The sequence below is a fragment of the Nocardioides sp. NPDC059952 genome (assembly GCF_042730435.1).
Classification (GTDB): Bacteria; Actinomycetota; Actinomycetes; order Propionibacteriales; family Nocardioidaceae; genus Nocardioides.
Window position 1 is genome coordinate 17,752 of record NZ_JBHWLY010000048.1, and the last position, 20,352, is coordinate 38,103.

20 protein-coding genes are annotated in these 20,352 nt (G+C 69.3%); 15 read left to right on the forward strand and 5 right to left on the reverse strand.

Going from position 1 to position 20,352, the window contains the following annotated elements; genetic code table 11:
- The 5 genes from ACFV9G_RS20225 to ACFV9G_RS20245 all read left to right on the forward strand — a co-directional run bounded on the left by ACFV9G_RS20225 (position 1) and on the right by ACFV9G_RS20245 (position 3,484).
- Positions 1 to 564: a pyridoxamine 5'-phosphate oxidase family protein gene (locus ACFV9G_RS20225; RefSeq protein ID WP_378729330.1), complete on the forward strand. Its 564-nt coding sequence runs from the start codon at positions 1 to 3 to the stop codon at positions 562 to 564.
- A gap of 138 nt (positions 565 to 702) precedes the next feature.
- The gene (locus tag ACFV9G_RS20230; protein WP_378729331.1) at positions 703 to 1,962 is read left to right on the forward strand and encodes an MFS transporter; all 1,260 of its coding nucleotides are present in this window, start codon (positions 703 to 705) and stop codon (positions 1,960 to 1,962) included.
- A complete protein-coding gene (locus ACFV9G_RS20235; protein WP_378729332.1) occupies positions 1,934 to 2,653 on the forward strand; it encodes a GNAT family N-acetyltransferase in 720 nt (239 codons plus the stop codon). The genes ACFV9G_RS20230 and ACFV9G_RS20235 overlap by 29 nt, the downstream gene beginning before the upstream one ends.
- A 70-nt stretch (positions 2,654 to 2,723) precedes the next feature.
- On the forward strand, positions 2,724 to 3,038 hold the full coding sequence (locus ACFV9G_RS20240; protein ID WP_378729333.1) for an SHOCT domain-containing protein: 315 nt from the start codon (positions 2,724 to 2,726) through the stop codon (positions 3,036 to 3,038).
- A gap of 32 nt (positions 3,039 to 3,070) precedes the next feature.
- A complete protein-coding gene (locus tag ACFV9G_RS20245) occupies positions 3,071 to 3,484 on the forward strand; it encodes a VOC family protein (protein ID WP_378729334.1) in 414 nt (137 codons plus the stop codon).
- A gap of 12 nt (positions 3,485 to 3,496) precedes the next feature.
- On the opposite strand, the gene ACFV9G_RS20250 is transcribed toward ACFV9G_RS20245, so the two are convergent.
- The gene (locus ACFV9G_RS20250) at positions 3,497 to 4,834 is read right to left on the reverse strand and encodes an ABC1 kinase family protein (protein ID WP_378729335.1); all 1,338 of its coding nucleotides are present in this window, start codon (positions 4,832 to 4,834) and stop codon (positions 3,497 to 3,499) included.
- A 134-nt stretch (positions 4,835 to 4,968) separates the two neighbouring features.
- Here ACFV9G_RS20250 and ACFV9G_RS20255 point away from each other — a divergent pair, with 134 nt between their 5' ends.
- Entirely contained in the window at positions 4,969 to 7,092 is a 2,124-nt protein-coding gene (locus ACFV9G_RS20255) for a prolyl oligopeptidase family protein (protein WP_378729336.1), read from the forward strand.
- Here ACFV9G_RS20255 and ACFV9G_RS20260 read toward each other — a convergent pair.
- Positions 7,033 to 7,560 (reverse strand): nitroreductase/quinone reductase family protein, encoded by a 528-nt coding sequence (locus tag ACFV9G_RS20260; RefSeq protein WP_378729337.1) that lies wholly within the window; start codon positions 7,558 to 7,560, stop codon positions 7,033 to 7,035. The two genes, ACFV9G_RS20255 and ACFV9G_RS20260, sit on opposite strands and share 60 nt — an antisense overlap.
- 368 nt (positions 7,561 to 7,928) lie before the next feature.
- Between ACFV9G_RS20260 and ACFV9G_RS20265 the strand changes: the two genes are divergently transcribed.
- From ACFV9G_RS20265 to ilvC, 3 genes are read left to right on the forward strand one after another with little or no spacing between them, the layout of a single operon-like run.
- Positions 7,929 to 9,680 (forward strand): acetolactate synthase large subunit, encoded by a 1,752-nt coding sequence (locus tag ACFV9G_RS20265; RefSeq protein WP_378729338.1) that lies wholly within the window; start codon positions 7,929 to 7,931, stop codon positions 9,678 to 9,680.
- Positions 9,680 to 10,243, forward strand: coding sequence for an acetolactate synthase small subunit (gene ilvN, locus ACFV9G_RS20270; protein ID WP_141792540.1), 564 nt, complete (start codon positions 9,680 to 9,682; stop codon positions 10,241 to 10,243). Before ACFV9G_RS20265 ends, ilvN begins: the two co-directional genes overlap by 1 nt.
- A gap of 35 nt (positions 10,244 to 10,278) precedes the next feature.
- Entirely contained in the window at positions 10,279 to 11,304 is a 1,026-nt protein-coding gene (ilvC, locus tag ACFV9G_RS20275) for a ketol-acid reductoisomerase (protein WP_378729339.1), read from the forward strand.
- 80 nt (positions 11,305 to 11,384) lie between these two features.
- Here ilvC and ACFV9G_RS20280 read toward each other — a convergent pair whose 3' ends face one another.
- Entirely contained in the window at positions 11,385 to 12,218 is an 834-nt protein-coding gene (locus tag ACFV9G_RS20280) for an ABC transporter permease (protein ID WP_378729340.1), read from the reverse strand.
- Positions 12,215 to 13,150: an ABC transporter ATP-binding protein gene (locus ACFV9G_RS20285; RefSeq protein ID WP_378729341.1), complete on the reverse strand. Its 936-nt coding sequence runs from the start codon at positions 13,148 to 13,150 to the stop codon at positions 12,215 to 12,217. The genes ACFV9G_RS20280 and ACFV9G_RS20285 overlap by 4 nt, the downstream gene beginning before the upstream one ends.
- Before the next feature lie 174 nt (positions 13,151 to 13,324).
- Between ACFV9G_RS20285 and ACFV9G_RS20290 the strand changes: the two genes are divergently transcribed.
- The 4 genes from ACFV9G_RS20290 (at position 13,325) to efeB (ending at position 18,071) form a co-directional block, all read left to right on the forward strand.
- Entirely contained in the window at positions 13,325 to 14,020 is a 696-nt protein-coding gene (locus ACFV9G_RS20290) for a DsbA family oxidoreductase (protein ID WP_378729342.1), read from the forward strand.
- Positions 14,021 to 14,081: 61 nt separating this feature from the next.
- Positions 14,082 to 15,626, forward strand: a complete 1,545-nt coding sequence (gene efeU / locus ACFV9G_RS20295) for an iron uptake transporter permease EfeU (RefSeq protein ID WP_378729343.1) — start codon at positions 14,082 to 14,084, stop codon at positions 15,624 to 15,626.
- Positions 15,616 to 16,821: an iron uptake system protein EfeO gene (efeO, locus tag ACFV9G_RS20300; protein ID WP_378729344.1), complete on the forward strand. Its 1,206-nt coding sequence runs from the start codon at positions 15,616 to 15,618 to the stop codon at positions 16,819 to 16,821. The genes efeU and efeO overlap by 11 nt, the downstream gene beginning before the upstream one ends.
- A complete protein-coding gene (efeB, locus tag ACFV9G_RS20305) occupies positions 16,821 to 18,071 on the forward strand; it encodes an iron uptake transporter deferrochelatase/peroxidase subunit (protein WP_378729345.1) in 1,251 nt (416 codons plus the stop codon). Before efeO ends, efeB begins: the two co-directional genes overlap by 1 nt.
- 114 nt (positions 18,072 to 18,185) lie before the next feature.
- On the opposite strand, the gene ACFV9G_RS20310 is transcribed toward efeB, so the two are convergent.
- The gene (locus tag ACFV9G_RS20310) at positions 18,186 to 18,755 is read right to left on the reverse strand and encodes an O-methyltransferase (RefSeq protein WP_091049459.1); all 570 of its coding nucleotides are present in this window, start codon (positions 18,753 to 18,755) and stop codon (positions 18,186 to 18,188) included.
- 267 nt (positions 18,756 to 19,022) lie between these two features.
- On the opposite strand from ACFV9G_RS20310, the gene ACFV9G_RS20315 reads away from it, so the two are divergent.
- Both ACFV9G_RS20315 and ACFV9G_RS20320 read left to right on the forward strand, forming a co-directional pair.
- Positions 19,023 to 19,193 carry a hypothetical protein gene (locus ACFV9G_RS20315; protein WP_176884072.1) on the forward strand — a complete coding sequence of 57 codons (171 nt, stop codon included), beginning with the start codon at positions 19,023 to 19,025 and terminating at the stop codon, positions 19,191 to 19,193.
- Positions 19,194 to 19,202: 9 nt separating this feature from the next.
- The gene (locus tag ACFV9G_RS20320; protein ID WP_378729346.1) at positions 19,203 to 20,258 is read left to right on the forward strand and encodes a 3-isopropylmalate dehydrogenase; all 1,056 of its coding nucleotides are present in this window, start codon (positions 19,203 to 19,205) and stop codon (positions 20,256 to 20,258) included.
- The last annotated feature ends 94 nt before the right edge of the window (positions 20,259 to 20,352 follow it).

A 20,352-nucleotide genomic window follows, 5' to 3' on the forward strand; every position in this document is an offset into this window, starting at 1 on the left:
ATGGGAAAGGTTCATGCCCGCGTCGAGGGTCGGCTGCGGGAGTTCGTCGATCGCCAGGTCGTCTTCTTCGTAGCCACCGCACCGCTCTCCGGCGAGGGCCATGTCAACCTGTCGCCGCGCGGTATCCCGGGCACCTTCGGGATGCTCGACGAGCTCACCTTCGCGTGGCTCGACGGCACCGGGAGCGGCAGCGAGACGATCGCGCACCTGCGTGAGAACGGCCGGATCACCGTGATGTTCTGTGCCTTCGACGGGGCGCCGAACATCGTCCGCTTCCATGGGCGCGGCCGGGTGGTGACCCGCTACGAGGAGGAGTACGCCGAGCTCGCCAGCCGCTTCACGGACCTTCCCGGTGCCCGCGCGGTCGTCGTCGTGGACATCGAGCGGGTCTCCGACTCCTGTGGCTTCGCCGTGCCGCTGATGTCGTACGTCGGCGAGCGTGAGCTGCTCGGGCCGTACTTCGAGCGCAAGGGGATCGACGGATCGGCCGACTATCGACGCACCAAGAACCTGACCAGCCTGGACGGCCTGCCGGCCTACGACTTCGACCCGGCGCTGGAGTAGCCGACGCAGGTTGTGAAGCTGAGAGTGACCTATAGGCCACGCTCAGCTTCACAACCTGTCGGATTCGGGTGGCTTCGTTCGTGGGAGGGGTGAGGGGCCCCACAACGGGCGGCCCACCGGGGTGTGGGAGTGGTTGCGATGTCGGATCAGAAGTCGGATCGATGGAAGCGGAACCTGCTGGTGTTCCTCGGCGGCCAGACGGTGTCGTCGTTGGGGTCGATGATCGTCGGGTACGCGGTGATGTGGCATCTCACCGTCGAGACCGGGTCGGCCGCGGTGCTGACCCTGAGCGTGGCGGCCGGGATGCTGCCGCAGGCGGTGGTGTCGGTCTTCGGCGGTGTCTGGGCCGACCGGCACTCGCGCAAGCTGTTGATCATCGGCGCCGACTCGGCGATCGCGGTGGCGACCCTGGTGCTCGCGCTGCTGATGCTGAGCGGGGTCGGCGACCTGTGGATGATCTTCGTCGCGATGGCGGTCCGCTCGGCGCTGGCCGGGATCCAGGGGCCTGCGGCCAACGCCATGCTCCCGCAGATCGTCCCGGCCGAGCATCTGATGCGGGTCAACGGGGCGCAGCAGACGATCCAGTCGGGGATGATGCTGTTCGCGCCCGCAGTGGCGGCCGCGGTCTACGCGAGCACCGGCATCGTCGCGGTCTTCTTCATCGATGTGGTGACGGCCGTGGCCGGCGTACTCCTGCTGCTTCTGGTCCCGGTGGCGCGCACGGTTCGTTCGATGGAACCGATCAGCTACTTCGGCGACCTCCTCGCCGGTGTCCGGTACGTCAAGGGGAACCCCTCGGTGCGCTGGGTGATGGGGCTCGTGGCCGTCGTCATGTTCATGGCCGGCGCGCCGGCGCACCTCACGCCGCTGATGATCACGCGCAGCTTCGGCGACGAGGTCTGGATGCTGAGCGTCAACGAGCTGTTCTGGAGCGTCGGGATGGTCCTCGGCGGCGCGCTGATGGCCGTCTTCGGGCCTCGGGCGAAGCGACGGGTGCGGCTGATGGTGGCGGCCTCGGTCGGTGTCGGGGTGCTCGTCGTCGGGCTGGGTGTCTCGGGCGACTTCTGGGTGTTCTCGGTCGCCGGCCTGGTGATCTGCATCCTCTTCCAGACGCTGCTGGTCCCCGCGGCGACCGTCCTGCAGGAGCAGGTCGAGGACGCGATGCGCGGCCGGGTGTTCGGGTTCTACGGGATCGTGATGTCGGTGGCGATGCCCGTCTCGATGATCGTCTTCGGGCCGCTCGCGGACAGGTTCGCGGTGGAGTCCGTGATGGTCCTCGCCGGGATCCTGCTCCTGGGCTGCCTGGTCGGGATGCTCGCCCTCGGCGGCGCCCGGCGCTCGCTCGCGACGGTCGGCGAGAATGACGACCGTGACGAACTTCTTGTATCCCGTGGGTGATGTCGTCGAGAGCTGGGAGACGCGGCCGTGGCCCGAGCCGGTGACCCTCGAGGGGAGCTACGTCCGGGTCGCGCCGCTCTCCTCGGCGCAGTACTCGGACCTCTACGCCGCGGTCTGCGGCCCCGAGGACGCCGACCTGTGGACCTACCGGCCGATCACGATGCCGACCTCGCTGCAGGATCTGTGGATGCACCTGGCGGGTCTGGTCGACGCGGCCGACGTCGTGCCGTTCGCGTTCATCCCGAAGGACGGGGAGCGGGAGGGCCGGGCGAGCGGGGTAGCGGGCTACCACGCGATCAACCCGAGGAACGGGAGCATCGAGGTGGGCGGGGTGCTCTTCGGCTCCGCGCTGGCTCGTACCAGGGCGGCGACCGAGGCGATCCACCTGCTCATGCGGCACGCGTTCGACACGCTGGGCTACCGGCGCTTCGAGTGGAAGCTCGACTCGCTCAACGAGCCGTCCCGGCGGGCTGCGGAGCGGCTCGGGTTCAGCTATGAGGGCCGATTCCGCAACCACATGGTCGTCAAGGGCCGCAACCGGGACACCGACTGGTTCTCGGTGACCGCGGAGGAGTGGCCCGAGGTCCGGGAGAGCCACGAGCGCTGGCTGGATCCGGCGAACTTCGATGAGCAGGGGCGCCAGCTCAGCCGGCTGCGTACGCACGATTGCGTACGCGGCCCCCGCTCCTGAGCCGATGTGCCGGCGGCTCGTGGGCAGCAGTCTGAGGGCATAGGCAAGCCCGACAGATTGGACACGAGCAATGAGCATCAACGAGACGGTGGCCACCGTGGTGGCCGACGACCACTGGGGTCCGTGGCGCGAGAACGGACCATGGCAGGACGGGGGAGGGCCGCCGGCGTTCTGGCCGATCTTCCCGATCCTGTGGTTCCTGGTGATCGCAGCGATCATCACCGCGGTCGTCCTCTACAACCGCAAGCGGGTGGCCGAGGCGCCGCGGCGCGCGGGTGAGGCACGCTTGGCCGAGAGGTACGCCGCCGGCGAGATCGACGAGAACGAGTATCGCGCTCGTCGCGACGTCCTGCGTGAGAAGCCGGGCCCGGCCAAGGGCGACTGACACTCCCGCTGGTCCGTGGCAGGGTGACTGTCATGGACCAGCGCATCAGCTTCGTCACCCTGGCCGTCGCCGACGTGGCGGCGAGCCGGTCGTTCTATGTCGACGGCCTCGGCTGGACCCCCGAGATGGAGGCCGAGGGCGTGCTCATGATTCGCGTCGGCGAGCACGTCATCCTCTCGCTGTGGGACCGGCGCGAGTTCGAGGAGGAGGTCGGCCGGATCGCGTCCGGCGGCGACGGCCTGGCGCCGTTCACTCTCGCCCACAACGTCGCCACCCGCGCGGAGGTCGACGCAGTCCTGGAGGTCGCCCGGTCGCTCGGGTGCGAGGCTCCGGCCGCCGAGGAGCGGGTCTGGGGCGGCTACACCGGCTACTTCGCGGACCCCGACGGCGTCCGCTGGGAGATCGCCTACAACCCCGGCCCGGTCGGGCAGACCGTGCTGCCCTGACGCGGTGGACCCTCAGCCCGCGAACCCGGGCAGATACTCCTCGAGGATCTCCCGGAACGGCGCCTCCGCGTTGAGCTGCGCCAGCACCCCGAGACCACCGAGCCAGACCCGGTGGATGAGCAGGTAGGACGGCGGCAGGTTGAGCTTGAGGCCGACGGTGTAGGCGGGATCCTTGGGATCGTTGATCCGCTTGAACTCCTCCCGCATCCACTCCCGGGTGAACCGGAAGCGCTCCTCCAGCGCCGGGGTCACGAACGGCGCCAGGTAGTCGAGCACGTGCTGCGGCTCGACCTTGATCCCCTCGCGGATGAAGCCCACGTCGCGCAGGCCCGCGACCAGTGCATCGGCGTCGCCGGTCGCGGCGATCCGGATCAGCCGCCCCATCGGCTCGGGGAAGCCCCGTTCCGGGAGTCGCGCGGCGAGCCCGAAGTCGAGCACGGCCATGCGGCCGTCGGGAAGGACCCGGAAGTTGCCCGGGTGCGGGTCGGCGTGGAGCATCCCGGTCAACCCGGGTGCGGAGAACCAGAACCGGGCGAGCAGCTCGCCGTAGTGGTCGCGTTCCTCGGGAGTGCCCTCGGCGATCACCTTCGCGATCGAGCCCTCCGACTCCACCCACTCGGTGACGAGCACCGAAGGTCCCACGGCGACGACGTCGGGGACGTCGATGAGGGGATGGTCGGCGTACGCCACCGCGAAGACGTGCTGGGCCTCGGCCTCCTTCGGGTAGTCGAGCTCCTCGACCACCCGCTCCTGCAGCTCCGCGACCAGTGCCTTGACGTCCATCCCGGGAACCACCGCGTTGCCGATCGCCGCGACCCGGCCGATCTGGCGCAGGTCGGCGCGCAGCGCCTCGTCGGCACCCGGGTACTGCACCTTCACCGCGACGTCGCGCCCGTCGGCCCACCGGCCGCGGTGGACCTGCCCGATCGAGGCCGAAGCGGCCGGCTCGTCGGAGAGCTCGACCAGCTGCTCGGACCAATCAGGTCCGAGGTCGCGGGCCAGCAGGCCGCGTACGATCCCGGTCGGCATCGGCGGAGCGGAGTCCTGGAGCCGGGTGAGCTGGGCGCGGTAGTGGGCCGCCTGCGACTCCGGCAGCGCCGCCTCCATCACCGAGAGCATCTGCCCGAACTTCATCGCGCCGCCCTTGAGCTCGCCCAGGGTGCGGAACAGCTGGTCGGCCGTACGCTGGTGCACATCGGCCAGCACCGCCTCGGCGGGCTTGCCCCCGATCCGCTTCCCGAGCCCGAGCGCCTTGCGCCCGGCGTACCCCATCGGCAGCGCGGCCAGCTTCGCCGTCCGTGTCGCTGCTCGCCGCGGCAGACCCTTCGACGACCCATCCGCGTCACTCATGACGCAATTGTGCCTGTCGGCTGCAACTTGCACACCGCGAAGTAGCCTTCCCGCATGAGTGAGCGCCAGCGAACGACGACAAACGTCAGGCCACCGCATCCGTACTCTTTGCCCTGCCCTACGGAGGCGGTGGCATGACCTCCGAGCCGAGCATCACGACCCCGCTGGACCCGAGTGCGAACGACCCGTTCGGTTGGCTGGAGGAGGTCGAGGGGGTCGATGCGCTGGCGTGGGTGCGGGCCCGCAACGAGGAGGCCCACGCGGGCGTCGGTGCCGATCCCGTCTTCGCCAAGATCGAGGCGCAGATCCTCGAAGTGCTCGACTCCGACGACCGGGTGCCCGAGGTCTCACGCCTCGGTGAGCATCTCTACAACTTCTGGCGCGACGCCGACCACGAGCGCGGCATCTGGCGGCGCACCACGCCGGACTCCTACCGCACCGACGACCCCGAGTGGGAGCTCTTGCTCGACCTCGACGCGCTCGCCGCCGAGGAGGGGGAGAGCTGGGTCTGGCACGGCGCCTCGGTTCTCCGGCCCGAGCCGGGCGAGCCGTGGCGCAAGGTGCTCGTCGACCTCTCCCCGGGCGGCTCGGACGCCGATGTGACCCGGGAGTTCGACCTGGTCACGAAGGCGTTCGTGACGCCGGAGGACGGTGGCTTCACCCGTGCCGTCGAGCAGGGCGGCGCCAAGGGCGCGCTCTCCTGGTGCGGCCCCGACGCGGTCTACGTCTTCACCGACTTCGGGCCGGGATCGCTGACCCCGAGCGGCTACCCGCGGATCGTGAAGCTGTGGCGCCGCGGCACCCCGTTCGAGGACGCGGCGGTGGTCTACGAGGGCACCGACGAGGACATGTACATCTCCGCCCGCCGCATCCACACGCCCGGCTTCGAGCGCGACCTGGTCAGCCGCTCGATCGCGTTCTACAAGTCCGAGACGTACGTCGCCACGGACCCCGGCACCCCCGAGCAGACCCTCACCAAGCTCGACATCCCGGACTCCGCCGAGGCCGGCTTCCACCGCGAGTGGCTGGTCATCGAGCTCCGCGAGGAGTGGACCGTCGCGGGCACGACGTACGCCGCCGGCTCGCTGCTCGCGAGCGACGCGGAGCGGTTCCTGGCCGGTGAGCGCGACCTCACCGTGCTCTTCGAGCCCACCGCGAAGACCTCGCTCGCCGGGGCGACCTGGACCCGCAACCACCTGGTCCTCAACGTGTTCGAGGACGTCAAGAACCGGCTGCACGTGCTGACTCCGACGGCTGCGGGGGAGTGGACGCGCTCCGACTTCCCCGCGACCGACCCGGTGGCCGCGGTCGGCACCCGTGCCGTCGACGCGGTCGAGTCCGACGAGGTCTGGGTCGTCACCAGCGGCTACCTGACCCCGACGACGTACGGACTGACGACCATCGGTGCCGCGACGATCGAGCCGCTCAAGTCGGCGCCGTCCTGGTTCGAGACCGACGGACTCCGCGCCGAGCAGCGCTTCGCCACCTCGGCGGACGGGACCCGGATCCCCTACTTCATCGTCGGGACGGACGCCGCCCTCGAGGGCAGGGCGAACGGCCCGGCGCCGACGCTGCTCTACGGCTACGGCGGCTTCGAGATCCCGATGACCCCGGGCTACTCCGCCGGCGTCGGCCGCACGTGGCTGAGCGAGGGTGGCGTCTACGTCGTCGCCAACATCCGCGGGGGAGGGGAGTACGGCCCGGCCTGGCACCAGGCGGCGCTGAGGGAGAACCGGCACAAGGCCTACGAGGACTTCGCCGCGGTCGCCCGCCACCTGGTCGAGACCGGGGTGACCGACGCGAGCCACCTCGGGATCCAGGGCGGCTCCAACGGCGGGCTGCTGACCGGCAACATGCTCACCCTCTACCCCGAGCTGTTCGGTGCGGTCGTGATCCAGGTGCCGCTGCTGGACATGAAGCGCTACTCGCACCTCCTCGCCGGGGCGAGCTGGATGGCCGAGTACGGCGACCCGGACGTGCCGGAGGAGTGGGAGTACATCCGGACGTTCTCGCCCTACCACCTGCTCGACGCTGCCACGACCTACCCGCCCGTCCTGCTCACCACCTCGACCAAGGACGACCGCGTCCACCCCGGCCACGCCCGCAAGATGGCCGCGCTCCTGGCGGCCACGGGCAAGGACGTCACCTACTACGAGAACATCGAGGGCGGCCACGGCGGTGCCGCCAACAACGCCCAGTCAGCCCACCTGTCCGCCTTCGCCTGGACCTTCCTGCGCGAGCGGCTCGGCCTGGTCTGAGAGCTCGAGGACCACGACCGGAGTGGGGTGCGAGCGCCGGACGGCGTAGTCGTCCAGCTCGCCCCACCCGTCGTCGCTGGCCGCGAGCAGCTCCCACAGCCGCTCCCGGTCAGGGCCGGTCGCCTCGCGGGCGTGCACCCGCTGCGTGCCCTCCTCGACCGTCTCGGCGACGGCGTCGGGATTCGCCAGCAGGTTGAGCCACCAGGCGGGCGGCGGGTCGGCCCAGCCGTTCATCGCCAGCGTGACGTAGCTCGACCCGTCGGGGACGTAGGACACGATCACCGAGCGCTCCTGTCCGGTGCGGCGCCCGGTCGTGGTCAGCCGGAGCATGCCGGCCCGCTCGGCGGTCGGGCGGCGCAGGAATCGCGCTCCGCCCGCGGCGTACAGCCGGCGGTGGAACCACCACGCGGCGCGGATGAACCAGCGGGGCGGCAGCCACGCGGATCTGTGCTTCTCGTCGGTCGACATCGTCGCCTCCACAGGACGGACCCGAGAACCACTTCGTACGTCCAGGTTAGCGATCCCCGCGGGCCGGCCGCCTCGGTGAGAACCCTGAGATCCAACCGAGCGACTGACAGATACTGGGACGGTGATCTCAGATCATGGGACGCGCGATAGGGTGAGGTGACACGGCGCGACACATGGGGTTAACGTGTGGGCATGCTGAACAGCATTCTCGTACTTATCAGGCGCGTCGCCTAGGAGCCACTGGCCCCAGACGACGCGTCTCCCTCCGTTGCCCGCCGGGCCGGAGGGTTTTTTGTTGCACGAGCAGCCCAAGCCAGACAACCGAGTACAGCCCATGAGTAGAAGCTCCGATGAGTAGGACGGCGGACATGAGCGAGCAGATGACAGGCGCACAGAGCCTGATCAAGTCGCTGGAAGCAGCGGGTGCCGAGAACATCTTCGGCATTCCGGGAGGAGCGATCCTTCCGGCGTACGACCCGCTGATGGACTCGAAGATCCGCCACATCCTCGTACGTCACGAGCAGGGCGCCGGCCACGCGGCCCAGGGCTACGCCGCCGCGACCGGCAAGGTCGGGGTCTGCATGGCCACCAGCGGCCCGGGCGCGACCAACCTGGTCACCCCGCTCGCCGACGCCAACATGGACTCCGTGCCGATGGTGGCCATCACCGGCCAGGTCGGCGCGGCGATGATCGGCACCGACGCCTTCCAGGAGGCGGACATCCGCGGCATCACGATGCCGGTCACCAAGCACAGCTTCCTCATCACCGACCCGGCGGAGATCCCGCTGCGGGTCGCTGAGGCCTTCCACCTCGCCTCCTCCGGGAGGCCGGGTCCGGTCCTCGTCGACGTCACCAAGTCGGCGTTGCAGGCCACCACCACCTACCGGTGGCCGACCGAGCTCCACCTGCCGGGCTACCGCCCGGTGACCAGGCCGCACGCCAAGCAGATCCGCGAGGCGGCGCGCCTGATGCTGGAGGCCAAGAAGCCGGTCCTGTACGTCGGTGGCGGCACGATCCGCTCCGGCGCCCACCGCGAGCTCCTGGCGCTGGCCACGCTCACCGGGATCCCGGTGGTGACCACCCTGATGGCGCGCGGCGCCTTCCCCGACTCCCACCCGCAGCACCTCGGCATGCCGGGCATGCACGGCACGGTCGCCGCCAACGCGGGGCTGCAGAAGTCCGACCTGCTGATCAGCCTCGGTGCCCGCTTCGACGACCGCGTCACCGGCAACCTGGACTCCTTCGCGCCTCACGCGAAGGTGATCCACGCCGACATCGACCCGGCCGAGATCGGCAAGAACCGCTACACCGACGTCCCGATCGTGGGCGATGTGCGTGAGGTCCTGACCGACCTGATCGCGGTGCTGACCGCTGAGAAGGAGGCCGGCAAGGAGGGCGACTACGAGGGCTGGGTCGCGTTCGTGGCCGGGATCAAGAAGTCCTACCCGCTCGGCTACGACATCCCCGAGGACGGTCTCTCACCGCAGTACGTCATCGAGCGGCTCGGCAAGATCTCCGGCGAGGACACGATCTTCACCGCCGGTGTCGGCCAGCACCAGATGTGGGCCGCGCAGTTCATCGGCTACGAGCACCCCAACACCTGGATCAACTCCGGTGGCCTCGGCACGATGGGCTACTCCGTCCCGGCCGCGATGGGCGCGAAGGTCGGCTGCCCGGACTCCACGGTGTGGTCGATCGACGGCGACGGCTGCTTCCAGATGACCAACCAGGAGCTGGCCACCTGCGCGATCGAGGGCATCCCGATCAAGGTCGCGATCATCAACAACGACAACCTCGGCATGGTGCGCCAGTGGCAGACGCTCTTCTACGGTGAGCGCTACTCCAACACCAACCTGCAGTCCCACGGCCAGCCCAAGCGCATCCCCGACTTCCCCAAGCTGGCCGAGGCCATGGGCTGCGTCGGCCTGGCCTGCGACTCCGCCGAGGACGTCGACGCGACCATCGAGAAGGCCATGGAGATCAACGACATGCCCGTCGTCGTCGACTTCCGGGTCAACAAGGACGCCATGGTGTGGCCGATGATCGCCGCCGGCTCCTCCAACGACGAGATCCAGTACGCGCGCGACCTCGCGCCCGAGTTCGACGAGGACGACCTGTGATGAGCATCCAGCCCGTGAAGACCGGCGGCAAGCACACGCTGAGCGTCCTGGTCGAGAACAAGCCCGGCGTCCTGGCCCGTGTGGCCGCGCTCTTCTCGCGCCGCGGCTTCAACATCGAATCTCTCGCGGTGGGGCCGACCGAGCACGACGAGCTCTCCCGCATGACGGTCGTGGTCAATCTCGAGAACACCCCCCTCGAGCAGGTCACCAAGCAGCTCAACAAGCTGGTCGAGGTGATCAAGATCGTCGAGCTCGAGCCCGAGACGCGCGTCCAGCGCGCCCTCATGCTGGTCAAGATCACCGCCACCACGGAGACCCGCAGCCAGGTGCTCGACACCATCCAGCTCTTCCGGGCCAAGGTCGTCGACGTGTCCACCGACACCGTCATCGTCCAGCTGGCCGGCAACACCGGGAAGCTCAACGACTTCCTCCGGGTCATCGAACCCTTCGGTATCCGTGAGCTCTCCCAGTCCGGCATGGTCGGCATGGGCCGTGGCTCCCGGTCGATCTCCGAGCGCAGCCTGCGATCCGTGGCTGTGCCGGCTCCGCCTTCCGCGGTCTGAACCCCAACAAACACAACCTCTAAGGAGAAGCCCTCGTGGCTGAGATTTTCTACGACGACGACGCCGACCTCTCGCTGATCCAGGCGAAGAAGGTCGCCGTCATCGGCTACGGCAGCCAGGGCCACGCCCACGCGCTCAACCTGCGTGACTCCGGTGTGGACGTGCGCATCGGCCTGCAGCCCGGTTCGAAGTCGACCCCCAAGGCCGAGGAGGAGGGCTTCAAGGTCCTCGCGCCGGCCGACGCCGCCGCCGAGGCCGACGTGATCGTCATCCTCGCCCCCGACCAGCACCAGCGTGGTCTCTACAACGACCAGCTCGCGCCCCACGTGACCGCCGGCAAGACCCTCGTGTTCGGCCACGGCTTCAACGTGCGCTTCGGCTACATCAAGGCGCCCGAGGGCGTCGACGTGATCCTGGTCGCCCCGAAGGCCCCGGGCCACACGGTGCGTCGTGAGTACGTCGCCGGCCGGGGCATCCCGGACATCATCGCCGTCGAGCAGGACGCCTCCGGCTCCGCGTGGGACCTCGCGAAGTCGTACGCCAAGGGCATCGGTGGCACCCGCGCCGGTGTCATCAAGACGACCTTCACCGAGGAGACCGAGACCGACCTCTTCGGCGAGCAGGCCGTGCTCTGCGGCGGCGTGTCCCACCTGGTCCAGGCCGGGTTCGAGACGCTGACCGAGGCCGGTTACCAGCCCGAGATCGCCTACTTCGAGGTGCTTCACGAGCTCAAGCTCATCGTGGACCTGATGTGGGAGGGCGGCATCGCCAAGCAGCGCTGGTCGATCTCCGACACCGCTGAGTACGGCGACTACGTCTCCGGCCCGCGCGTCATCGCCCCCGCCGTCAAGGAGACGATGCAGCAGATCCTCGCCGAGATCCAGGACGGCTCCTTCGCCGCCCGCTTCATCGCCGACCAGGACAACGGTGCGGCCGAGTTCAAGAAGCTGCGCGAGGAGGAGGCCGGTCACCCGATCGAGGCCACCGGCAAGACCCTCCGCGCCCACTTCTCGTGGAGCCAGTCCGACGACGACTACACCGAGGGCAGCGCCGCCCGCTGACCGAAAACCCACGCCGAGTCGGCGCGTTCTAACGCGCCGACTCGGCTGGATTTGTGGTCAGGATGCGCCGACTCGGCGATTTACTTGACCTCGGACCTGAGGACGAGGCGGAGGCCCACCAGCATCGGGATCACGAGCCAGATCAGGCCGGCGACGGCCAGCTGGGCCCACATCTTGTCGGTCATCTCGGAGTAGAGGTTCATGGTCGCCCAGTTGAGGTCGAACCAGGTGGCGTGCTCGGCCCACCAGGTGTTCGTCGAGGCGAGCGCCGAGGAGACGCCGGGGAGGACGAGGGCGTAGACGAAGTACGCCACGATCGCGGCCGGCGAGCTGCGGAAGATCGTGCCGAGCATGAAGCCCATGAACATGCCGATCTCACTGGCCAGGGTCACCTGGGCGAGCTCGGTGAAGGAGATGTTCCACACCGGGTCGAGGTCCATGACGGCCGCCACACCGAGGTAGCCGAGCGCTCCGACGGCCGCCGCGACCGCGATGGCGACGACGCCGATCACGGCGGTGACGAGCGCCTTCGCAGCGATGACGCGCCCGCGGCCAGGCACCAGGGTGAAGGTGGTCAGGGCGCTGCGGGCGCTCCATTCGCTGGTGACCGCCAGCACCGCGATCATCGGCAGGACCACCGACATCGGCATTCCCCAGGCGCTGGCGAAGCCCTCGTAGTCGAGGTTGTCGGCGTCGACGAAGATGATCGTCACCGCGGTCGCGGCCAGCGAGAGCACGACCAGGCTGGCCATCAGCCAGAACCCCGAGCGGGTGTCGAACATCTTGCGCAGCTCGATGCCGGCGATCCGGCCGAAGGGGATCGGGGCGGGCACGGCCCGCTCGCGGCGGCGTACCGCCTCGGGGTTGCGTCCGGCCGGGGTGGCCGGCTCAGGGGCGAGGGTCGTGGTGCTCATGCTGCCTTTCCTTTCGATGAGTGCAGCCCTTCCGGGGTCTCGAGGTGGTCGCGCTGGGTCTCGGCGGTCAGCTGGAGGAACATCTCCTCCAGCCCGGCGCCGTCGGCGGCGCGGAGCTCGGTCAGCACGAGCCCGGTGTCGAAGGCGACCTGGCCGACGGTGGTGAGGTCGGCGTCGCTGAGGACGGCCCCCTCGGTGGTGATCTCGGCGGTGTGGCCGACCCGCTGGAGCGCCCGGCCGAGTGAGGTGGGATCACTGGAACGGGCGTACGTCTCGCCGCTGGCGAGCAGCTCCTGCTTGGTGCCCTGCGCCACGATCCGGCCGTTGCCGATGACCACGATGTCGTCGGCGATCACCTCGATCTCGTGCAGCAGGTGCGAGGAGAGCAGCACGGTGCCGCCGTCGTCGGCGAGGCCACGCAGCAGGTCGCGCATCCAGCGGATGCCGGCCGGGTCGAGGCCGTTGGCCGGCTCGTCGAGGATCAGCACCTCGGGGTCGCCGATCAGGGCCGTCGCGATCCCGAGCCGCTGCCGCATCCCGAGGGAGTAGTTGCGTACTCGACGCCCGGCCTCCTCCTCGGTCAGGCTGACCCGGTCGAGGGTCTCGGCGACGCTGGACTTCGCCAGTCCCATGGTGCGGGCCGCCAGGGTGAGGATCTCGCGGCCGGTGCGCCCGCCGTGCTGGGCCGAGGCGTCCAGCAGCACCCCGACCTCGCGACCGGGGTTGGGCAGTTGGGAGAAGTGACGGCCGAGCAGGTGTGCGCTGCCGGAGGACGGATCGGTGAGTCCGACCAGGATGCGCATGGTCGTGGACTTACCGGCGCCGTTGGGGCCGAGGAAGCCGGTCACCCGGCCGGGCTCGGCGGTGAAGGTCACGTTGTCGACGGCCGTGAATCTGCCGTACCTCTTGGAGAGGGCATCGATCTGGATCATGCTCCGAGCCTCGTCGCACTCGGTCCCCTGGCGCTTCGGGCAGAACCCTGGCGGATCCCTGGTCGGTTCTAGGCCGTTCCCCTGATCTCCCCTGAGACCGTCTCAGGGGCCCTGCTCATGAGGCACAGCGGTCCGCTGCGGAATGTTTCGTACCGAACGAAACGTTCTCGCCACATGCGTATTGATGTCTGGTCCGATGTCGTCTGTCCCTGGTGCTACATCGGCAAGCGCCACCTCGAGGAAGCCCTGGAGCGCTTCGAGCACAGCGACGACGTCGAGATCGTCTACCACTCCTTCGAGCTCGACCCGACCGCGCCGCAGGTGCCGGTGGAGACGACCGTCGAGGCCCTGGCGAAGAAGTTCGGCGCCTCCGTGGACGAGGCCCGTGAGCTGATGAAGCGGGCGAACGTCCCCGCCGCCGCAGCCGGCCTGGAGTTCCGTCACGAGGACACCCCGCACGCGCGCACCATCGACGCCCACCGGCTGCTCCACCTGGCCAAGGCCGAGGGCAAGCAGGCCGTGCTCAAGGAGGAGCTGCTCGCCGCGTACTTCACCCGCGGTGAGTCGATGGGCGACCACGCCGTCCTGAAGGAGGCCGCGGTGAACGTCGGTCTCGACGCCGGCCGCGTGGACGAGGTGCTCGCGGGCGAGGAGTTCTCCGGCGACGTGCAGGCCGACATCGACCAGGCCCGCGCCTACGGCGCGACCGGGGTGCCGTTCTACGTCGTGGAGGGGAAGTACGGCGTCTCCGGCGCTCAGCCGACCGACCTGTTCAGCCAGCTCCTGGAGAAGGTCCACGCCGAGACGAAGCCGGCCCTCACGATCGTCGGTGACGGCGACGCCTGCGGCCCCGACGGCTGCGCGATCTGACCAGGGACAAATCTCGGTCCCGGGCTACAAGGTGAGCCTTGCCTAAGGTTACGCTGCGGGAATGCTGCCAACGTTCGTCATCGGCCTGCGCGAGGGGCTCGAGGCGGCGCTGATCGTCTCGATCATCGCCACCTTCCTGCGCCGTAACGGCGCCCCGCTGCGTGGGCTGTGGATCGGTGTCGGTGCCGGCATCGGGTTGAGCATCGCCGTCGGGGTCGCGCTGCGGCTCCTCGAGCAGGCGTTGCCGCAGCGGCAGCAGGAGATGCTCGAGTGCGTGATCGGCGTGATCGCCATCGTCTTCGTGACCGGGATGATCCGCTGGATGCACACCCACGCCCGCACGCTGAAGGGTGACCTCGAGCAGGCGGCCGCCGCCGCACTGAGCACGGGGACGCTGGCCGCGATGGCGGTGATGGGTTTCCTGGCCGTGCTGCGCGAGGGCTTCGAGACCTCGGTCTTCTTGCTGGCGACGATCCAGAACGCCACCAGCGCCCCCGCCGCGATCCTGGGCGCACTGCTCGGGCTGGCGATCGCGATCGGTCTCGGCTGGGGGATCTATGCCGGCGGCCTGCGGCTCAACCTGAAGGTGTTCTTCCAGGTCACCGGCGTGTTTCTGGTCTTCGTGGCGGCAGGTCTGGTGATGTTCGCGCTGCGCACCGGGCACGAGGCGGGCTGGGTCACCGTCGGCCAGGGCGCCACCGTCGACCTGTCTGGGCTGATCCCCAACGGCTCGGTGCGCTCGGCACTGATCACCGGGATCCTCGGCATCCCCGCCGACCCGCGGGTGATCGAGGTGCTCGGCTGGTTCGCCTACCTGGTGCCGATGCTCGCGATGCTCCTCCTGCCCGCACACCTGCGGCCAGGAACCACGCTCGCCCGACGGCTGCGGATCGGCGGCGCCGTCGTCGCGATCGTCAGCGCGGCCGCCCTCTTCCTCCTCGTGCCGCTACCGAGCGTCGAGGTGCCTCGCGAGGCCCCGCTGGCGGACGGACGTACGGCGGTGCTGGCCGTCACCGGCGACCGGGCGACCCTGACCGCGGACAGCGAGAAGATCGAGCTGGCCGACCCGTCCGATCACACCGGCACCGCGGACACCGCCTGGTACGCGGAGGGCTCCGGGGAGCTGCCGGCCACGCTCACCGCCCAGGACCTGCTGACCTACACCGGCGGCCGGATCCCGGTCGGTCTCAACCTCAACACCGCCCCGGGCCCCTACGAGGCCCGCTGGACCGACACCACCCGTCACACGGTGCTGACTCGTGACGACGGTCTGGTCGACGTACGCACCTCCGGCAAGCTCGTGCTGACCATCGAGTCCGGCGGACTGACCTCACCGCGCACCTTCACCGTCGACGGGGCGGTGCTGCAGGTCGAGGAGACCTACGCGAAGGACCTGACCGAGAAGATTGCCGAGGCGGACCGGGCCGCCCACGACCGGCTGCTGTGGAAGCACTGGGTGCCGGTCGCCCTCATCGTCCTCGCGGGGCTGCTGCTGTGGCAGTCCCTGCGCAGGTCCGGCCGCGGCACAGAACCGCCGGCCGTCAACGACCCCGGCCGCGAACGGGGCCAGGAGTCATCAGTGGAAGGAACCACCCATGTCGCGTAAGGCGATCTCCGTTGCAGCACTCACCGCGCTGTGCCTCACCGGGCTGGCTGCCTGTGGCAGCGACTCCGACGATTCGGCGTCGCCGAAGAAGAAGGGCGCCGGCCAGGTCGCAGTGAAGCTGGTCAGCGGCTCCGCCGGTGACGCCTGCGAGCTCGACACCGACACCGCCGCCGCCGGGCCGGTGACCTTCACGGTCACCAACGAGTCGGCCGCTGGTGTGACCGAGGTCGAGCTGATGGATGGCCAGAAGATCCTCGGCGAGAAAGAGAATCTCGCTCCCGGCCTCCCCGGTGCCTCCTTCACCCTGACCCTCGGTGGTGGCGACTACGAGTTCTACTGCCCGGGCGCCGCCGAGGAGCGGATCCCCTTCACGGTGACCGGTGAGGCCGCCGCCGCCCCGACCGGCGACACCGCCGAGCTGCTCGCCGCGGGTGCGAAGGACTACACCACCTACGTCAACACGCAGCTCGACGCGATGATCACCGGCGTCGAGAACCTCCAGAAGGCCGTCGACTCCGGCGACGTGGCCGCCGCGCAGAAGGCCTACGCCGACGCCCGCCCCTTCTACGAGAAGATCGAGTCTGACGTCGAGGGCTTCGTGATGGACGGCTTCGACCCGACCGACAACAAGGGCAACCTCGACTATCTGATCGACATGCGCGCCTCCAACCTCGACGAGGCGGTCGGCTGGAGCGGCTTCCACGCCGTCGAGCGCGACCTGTTCGAGGCGAAGAAGATCACCGACCAGACCAAGACGTACGCCGCCGACCTGGTCACCAACGTCACCAAGCTCGCCGAGGTGGGCAAGACGCTGGAGTTCAAGCCCGAGGACCTCGCCAACGGCGCCGCCGCGCTGCTCGAGGAGGTCCAGTCGGGCAAGATCACCGGCGAGGAGGAGGCCTACAGCCACATCGACCTGGTCGACTTCGCCAACAACGTCGAGGGTGCCCAGCAGGCCTACGCCGCCCTTCGTCCGGGGCTGGAGAAGATCGACGCCGAGCTGGTCGCGACCATCGACGAGCGGTTCACCGCGGTGACCGACGACCTCGAGGGCTACAAGGACCCCGCGGCCCTGGGCGGCTACCAGGCCTACACCGCCGAGCTGAAGGCCTCCGACGGCAAGAAGCTCTCCGCAACCGTCCAGTCGCTGCAGGACGTGCTCGGACGCCTGGCGGAGAAGGCAGCGACGGCCTGATGTCCACCGAAGGCAAGGGCTTCTCCCGGCGCGGGCTCCCCGCGGGCGCCGGGGGCGGCGTCGCGGCCGGGGCGGCGGTCGGCTTCCTCGGCGGCCGCGCCGTCTCGCCTGCCGAAGCATCGGCCTCCGACGGGCTCGACCTCTCCAAGGCGTACGACTTCTACACCGGCGACCACCAGGTCGGCATCGCCACCCCGCCGCAGCGGCACCTGGTCTTCATGTCCCTCGACGTCGTAGAGGGGACCACCACGGAGCAGCTGAAGGTCCTCTTCGCGCGTTGGTCGGCCGCGATGGCGACGATGATGAAGGGCAACCCGGTCGGATCCGTCGAGCCGACGAGGAGCAACGGCGTGCCGCAGGACACGGGGGAGGCGTACGACCTCTCGCCGGCCTCGCTCACCGTCACCCTCGGTCTGGGGCCCGGTCTCTTCGACGACCGCTTCGGCCTGGCAGGGAAGGGGCCGAAGCTGTTGGCCGAGATCCCGCGGCTGCCCGCCGACGAGCTCAAGCCGGAGCTGTGCGGCGGCGACCTGGCCTTGCAGGCCTGCGCCGACGACCCGCAGGTGGCCTACCACGCCATCCGTGACCTGATCCGGATCGGACGCGGCCTGGTGACCACCCGTTGGACGGTGCTCGGCTTCGGCCGGGCCTCGGCCGGCAAGGGTCAGAAGACCCCGCGCAACCTGATGGGTCTCAAGGACGGCACCCGCAACATCACCTCCGAGGAGGACCTGGACGAGTTCGTCTGGGTGGTGGACGAGGACGAGCCGGCCTGGATGCGGGGCGGCAGCTATCTGGTCACCCGCAAGATCAACATGGACATCGAGGTCTGGGACGGCACCACCATCCAGACCCAGCACGTCACCATCGGCCGCGACAAGGCCGAGGGCGCTCCGCTGACCGGTACGAAGGAGTTCGACACCCCGGACTTCAAGGCCGTACGCGACGGCGAGCCGGTCATCGACCCGACCTCCCACGTCGCCCTGGCCGCCTCGGAGAACAACGGGGGAACCAAGATCCTGCGCCGCGGCTACAACTTCACCGACGGGCTGAACTCGTTCGGCCAGCTCGACGCCGGGCTCTTCTTCATCGCCTACATGAAGGACCCCGCGACCTTCGTCGACCTGCAGCGCAAGCTCGGACGTGTCGACCTGCTCAACGAGTACATCGCGCACGTCGGGTCGGCGATCTTCGCCGTCCCGCGGGCGCCGAAGTCAGGTCACTTCCTGGCCCAGGAGCTCTTCGACTAGGTCGGCGGGCGGGATGCTCACCGAGGTAACTCGGTCTGCGCGCGCTCTCCTCGCGGAACTCCACGAAGGAAGCGCATGCTCACCGAGGTAACTCGGTGAGCATCCCGGGCAGCCTCAGCGCTTGGTGGCGAGCAGGACGCTGGTGTCGGCGGCGACCATGACCTCGACGGTGGTGAAACGCTCGTCGGTGAGCCAGGACTCGCGCAGGCTGTCGACGCGGCCGTAGACGATCGGCGGCCACAGGTCGGTCGGGATGAGGTCGTCGATGACGACGATGCCACCCTCCTCGACGAGGTCGGAGAGCTGGTCGGGGGAGACCCCGCCAGGGGTCTCGGCGTCCAGGAAGAGCAGCGCGAACGGGCCGCGGTCGCGCAGGATGCCCCAGTCGGCGGCGATGACCTCGACCTGCGCGTCATCGGCGAAGATCTCGGCGGCCTCCTTGGCGAGGTGCTCGTCGAGTTCGGCGGAGACGATCTGAGCGGCCTTGCCGCGTACGCCGCTTCGCAGCCACGCGGTGCCGACACCGCACCCGGTGCCGAACTCCGCCATCGTGCCGCTCCGGGTGGCCGCCAGAGTCGCCAGCAGCCGCCCGGTCTCGTTGCGGCAGAACGACACATAGCCCGCTCGACGGGAGACGTCGAAGGCACGGGTCACGATGTCAGGAAGCTCTGGAGGTGCGCTCACAGGACCAGTCTTCCCGATGTCCCGACGACTTACCCGCATGTGTGTCTCGGATGTCGGACCTTTGGTCCAGATTCGATGACGGAAGAGACATCTCGGGTTACCGTCAGTTCACCATGCGGAGCATTTTTCTCGTACTCGAGTGCCGCGACGGGGCCCGGCGGTAACGACCGCAGGAGAAGCCACCTCGTCGCGGTGGCTTCCGTCTTCCCAAAGACCCCGGCTTCTCTCCCACACCCTCTGTTGACCCGATGTGTGAAGGAAGAAGCCATGTACGCGATGTACCCCGAGAGCCCCGCCGACTACAACGAGCGGGGCCGCGAGTGGGGCCCGGCGAGCCACGACCCCGACAACCCGCACAGCGTCGAGAACACCATCGCCGCGGTCCAGCAGGCGCTCGACCTGCGGGACAACGGCGGCCAGCTGCCCGACGACAACTAGTCTCGCCGTATGTCTACGACCAACCTCGCAGTGATCCCCGGCGACGGCATCGGACCGGAGGTGACTGCCGAGGCTCTCAAGGTGCTCGAGGTCGCTTCACCGGTGAAGTTCGAGCAGACCCGCTACGACCTCGGCGCCGAGCGCTATCTCGCCACCGGCGAGGTGCTTCCGTCCTCCGTGCTCGCTGAGATCAAGGAGCAGGACGCCATCCTGCTCGGTGCGGTCGGCGGCAAGCCCAACGACCCGAACCTGCCTCCCGGCATCCTGGAGCGCGGCCTGCTGCTCAAGCTCCGCTTCGAGCTCGACCACTACGTCAACCTGCGCCCGTCGCGGCTCTTCCCGGGGGCGACCTCCCCGCTGTCGCCGGCCGTGCTCGACAAGGGCGAGATCGACTTCGTCGTGGTGCGCGAGGGCACCGAGGGTCTCTACACCGGCAACGGTGGCGCGATGCGGGTCGGAACCCCGCACGAGGTCGCCACCGAGACCTCGGTCAACACCGCCTACGGCGTGGAGCGGGTCGTACGCGACGCCTTCGCCCGTGCCCAGGCGCGCCCGCGGAAGAAGCTGACGCTGGTCCACAAGACCAACGTGCTCGTCAACGCCGGCTCGCTGTGGTGGCGGATCACCCAGCAGGTCGCCGAGGAGTTCCCCGACGTCACCGTGGACTACCTCCACATCGACGCGGTGATGATCTTCCTCGCCACCGACCCGAGCCGCTTCGACGTGATCGTCACCGACAACATCTTCGGCGACATCATCACCGACCTGGCCGCTGCCATCACCGGCGGCATCGGCCTGGCCGCCTCCGGCAACATCAACTCCTCTCGGGAGTTCCCCTCGATGTTCGAGCCCGTCCACGGCTCCGCCCCCGACATCGCCGGCCAGCAGAAGGCGGACCCCACCGCGGCCATCCTGTCCGGGGCCCTTCTGCTCGAGCACCTCGGTCACCCCGAGGCTGCCGCAGTCATCGACGCCGCCGTGCTCGCCGACCTCTCCGAGCGCGGCACCGAGCCACGTACGACCTCCGAGGTAGGCGACGCGATCGCCGCCCGCGTAGCCGGCTAGACGCTCATCCCCCGAAGGGGCCGGGCGCAGAGAACTCTGCGCCCGGCCCTTCGTCTGTCCTCATCACTTACCCCTGCCGCAATGGCACAGCACT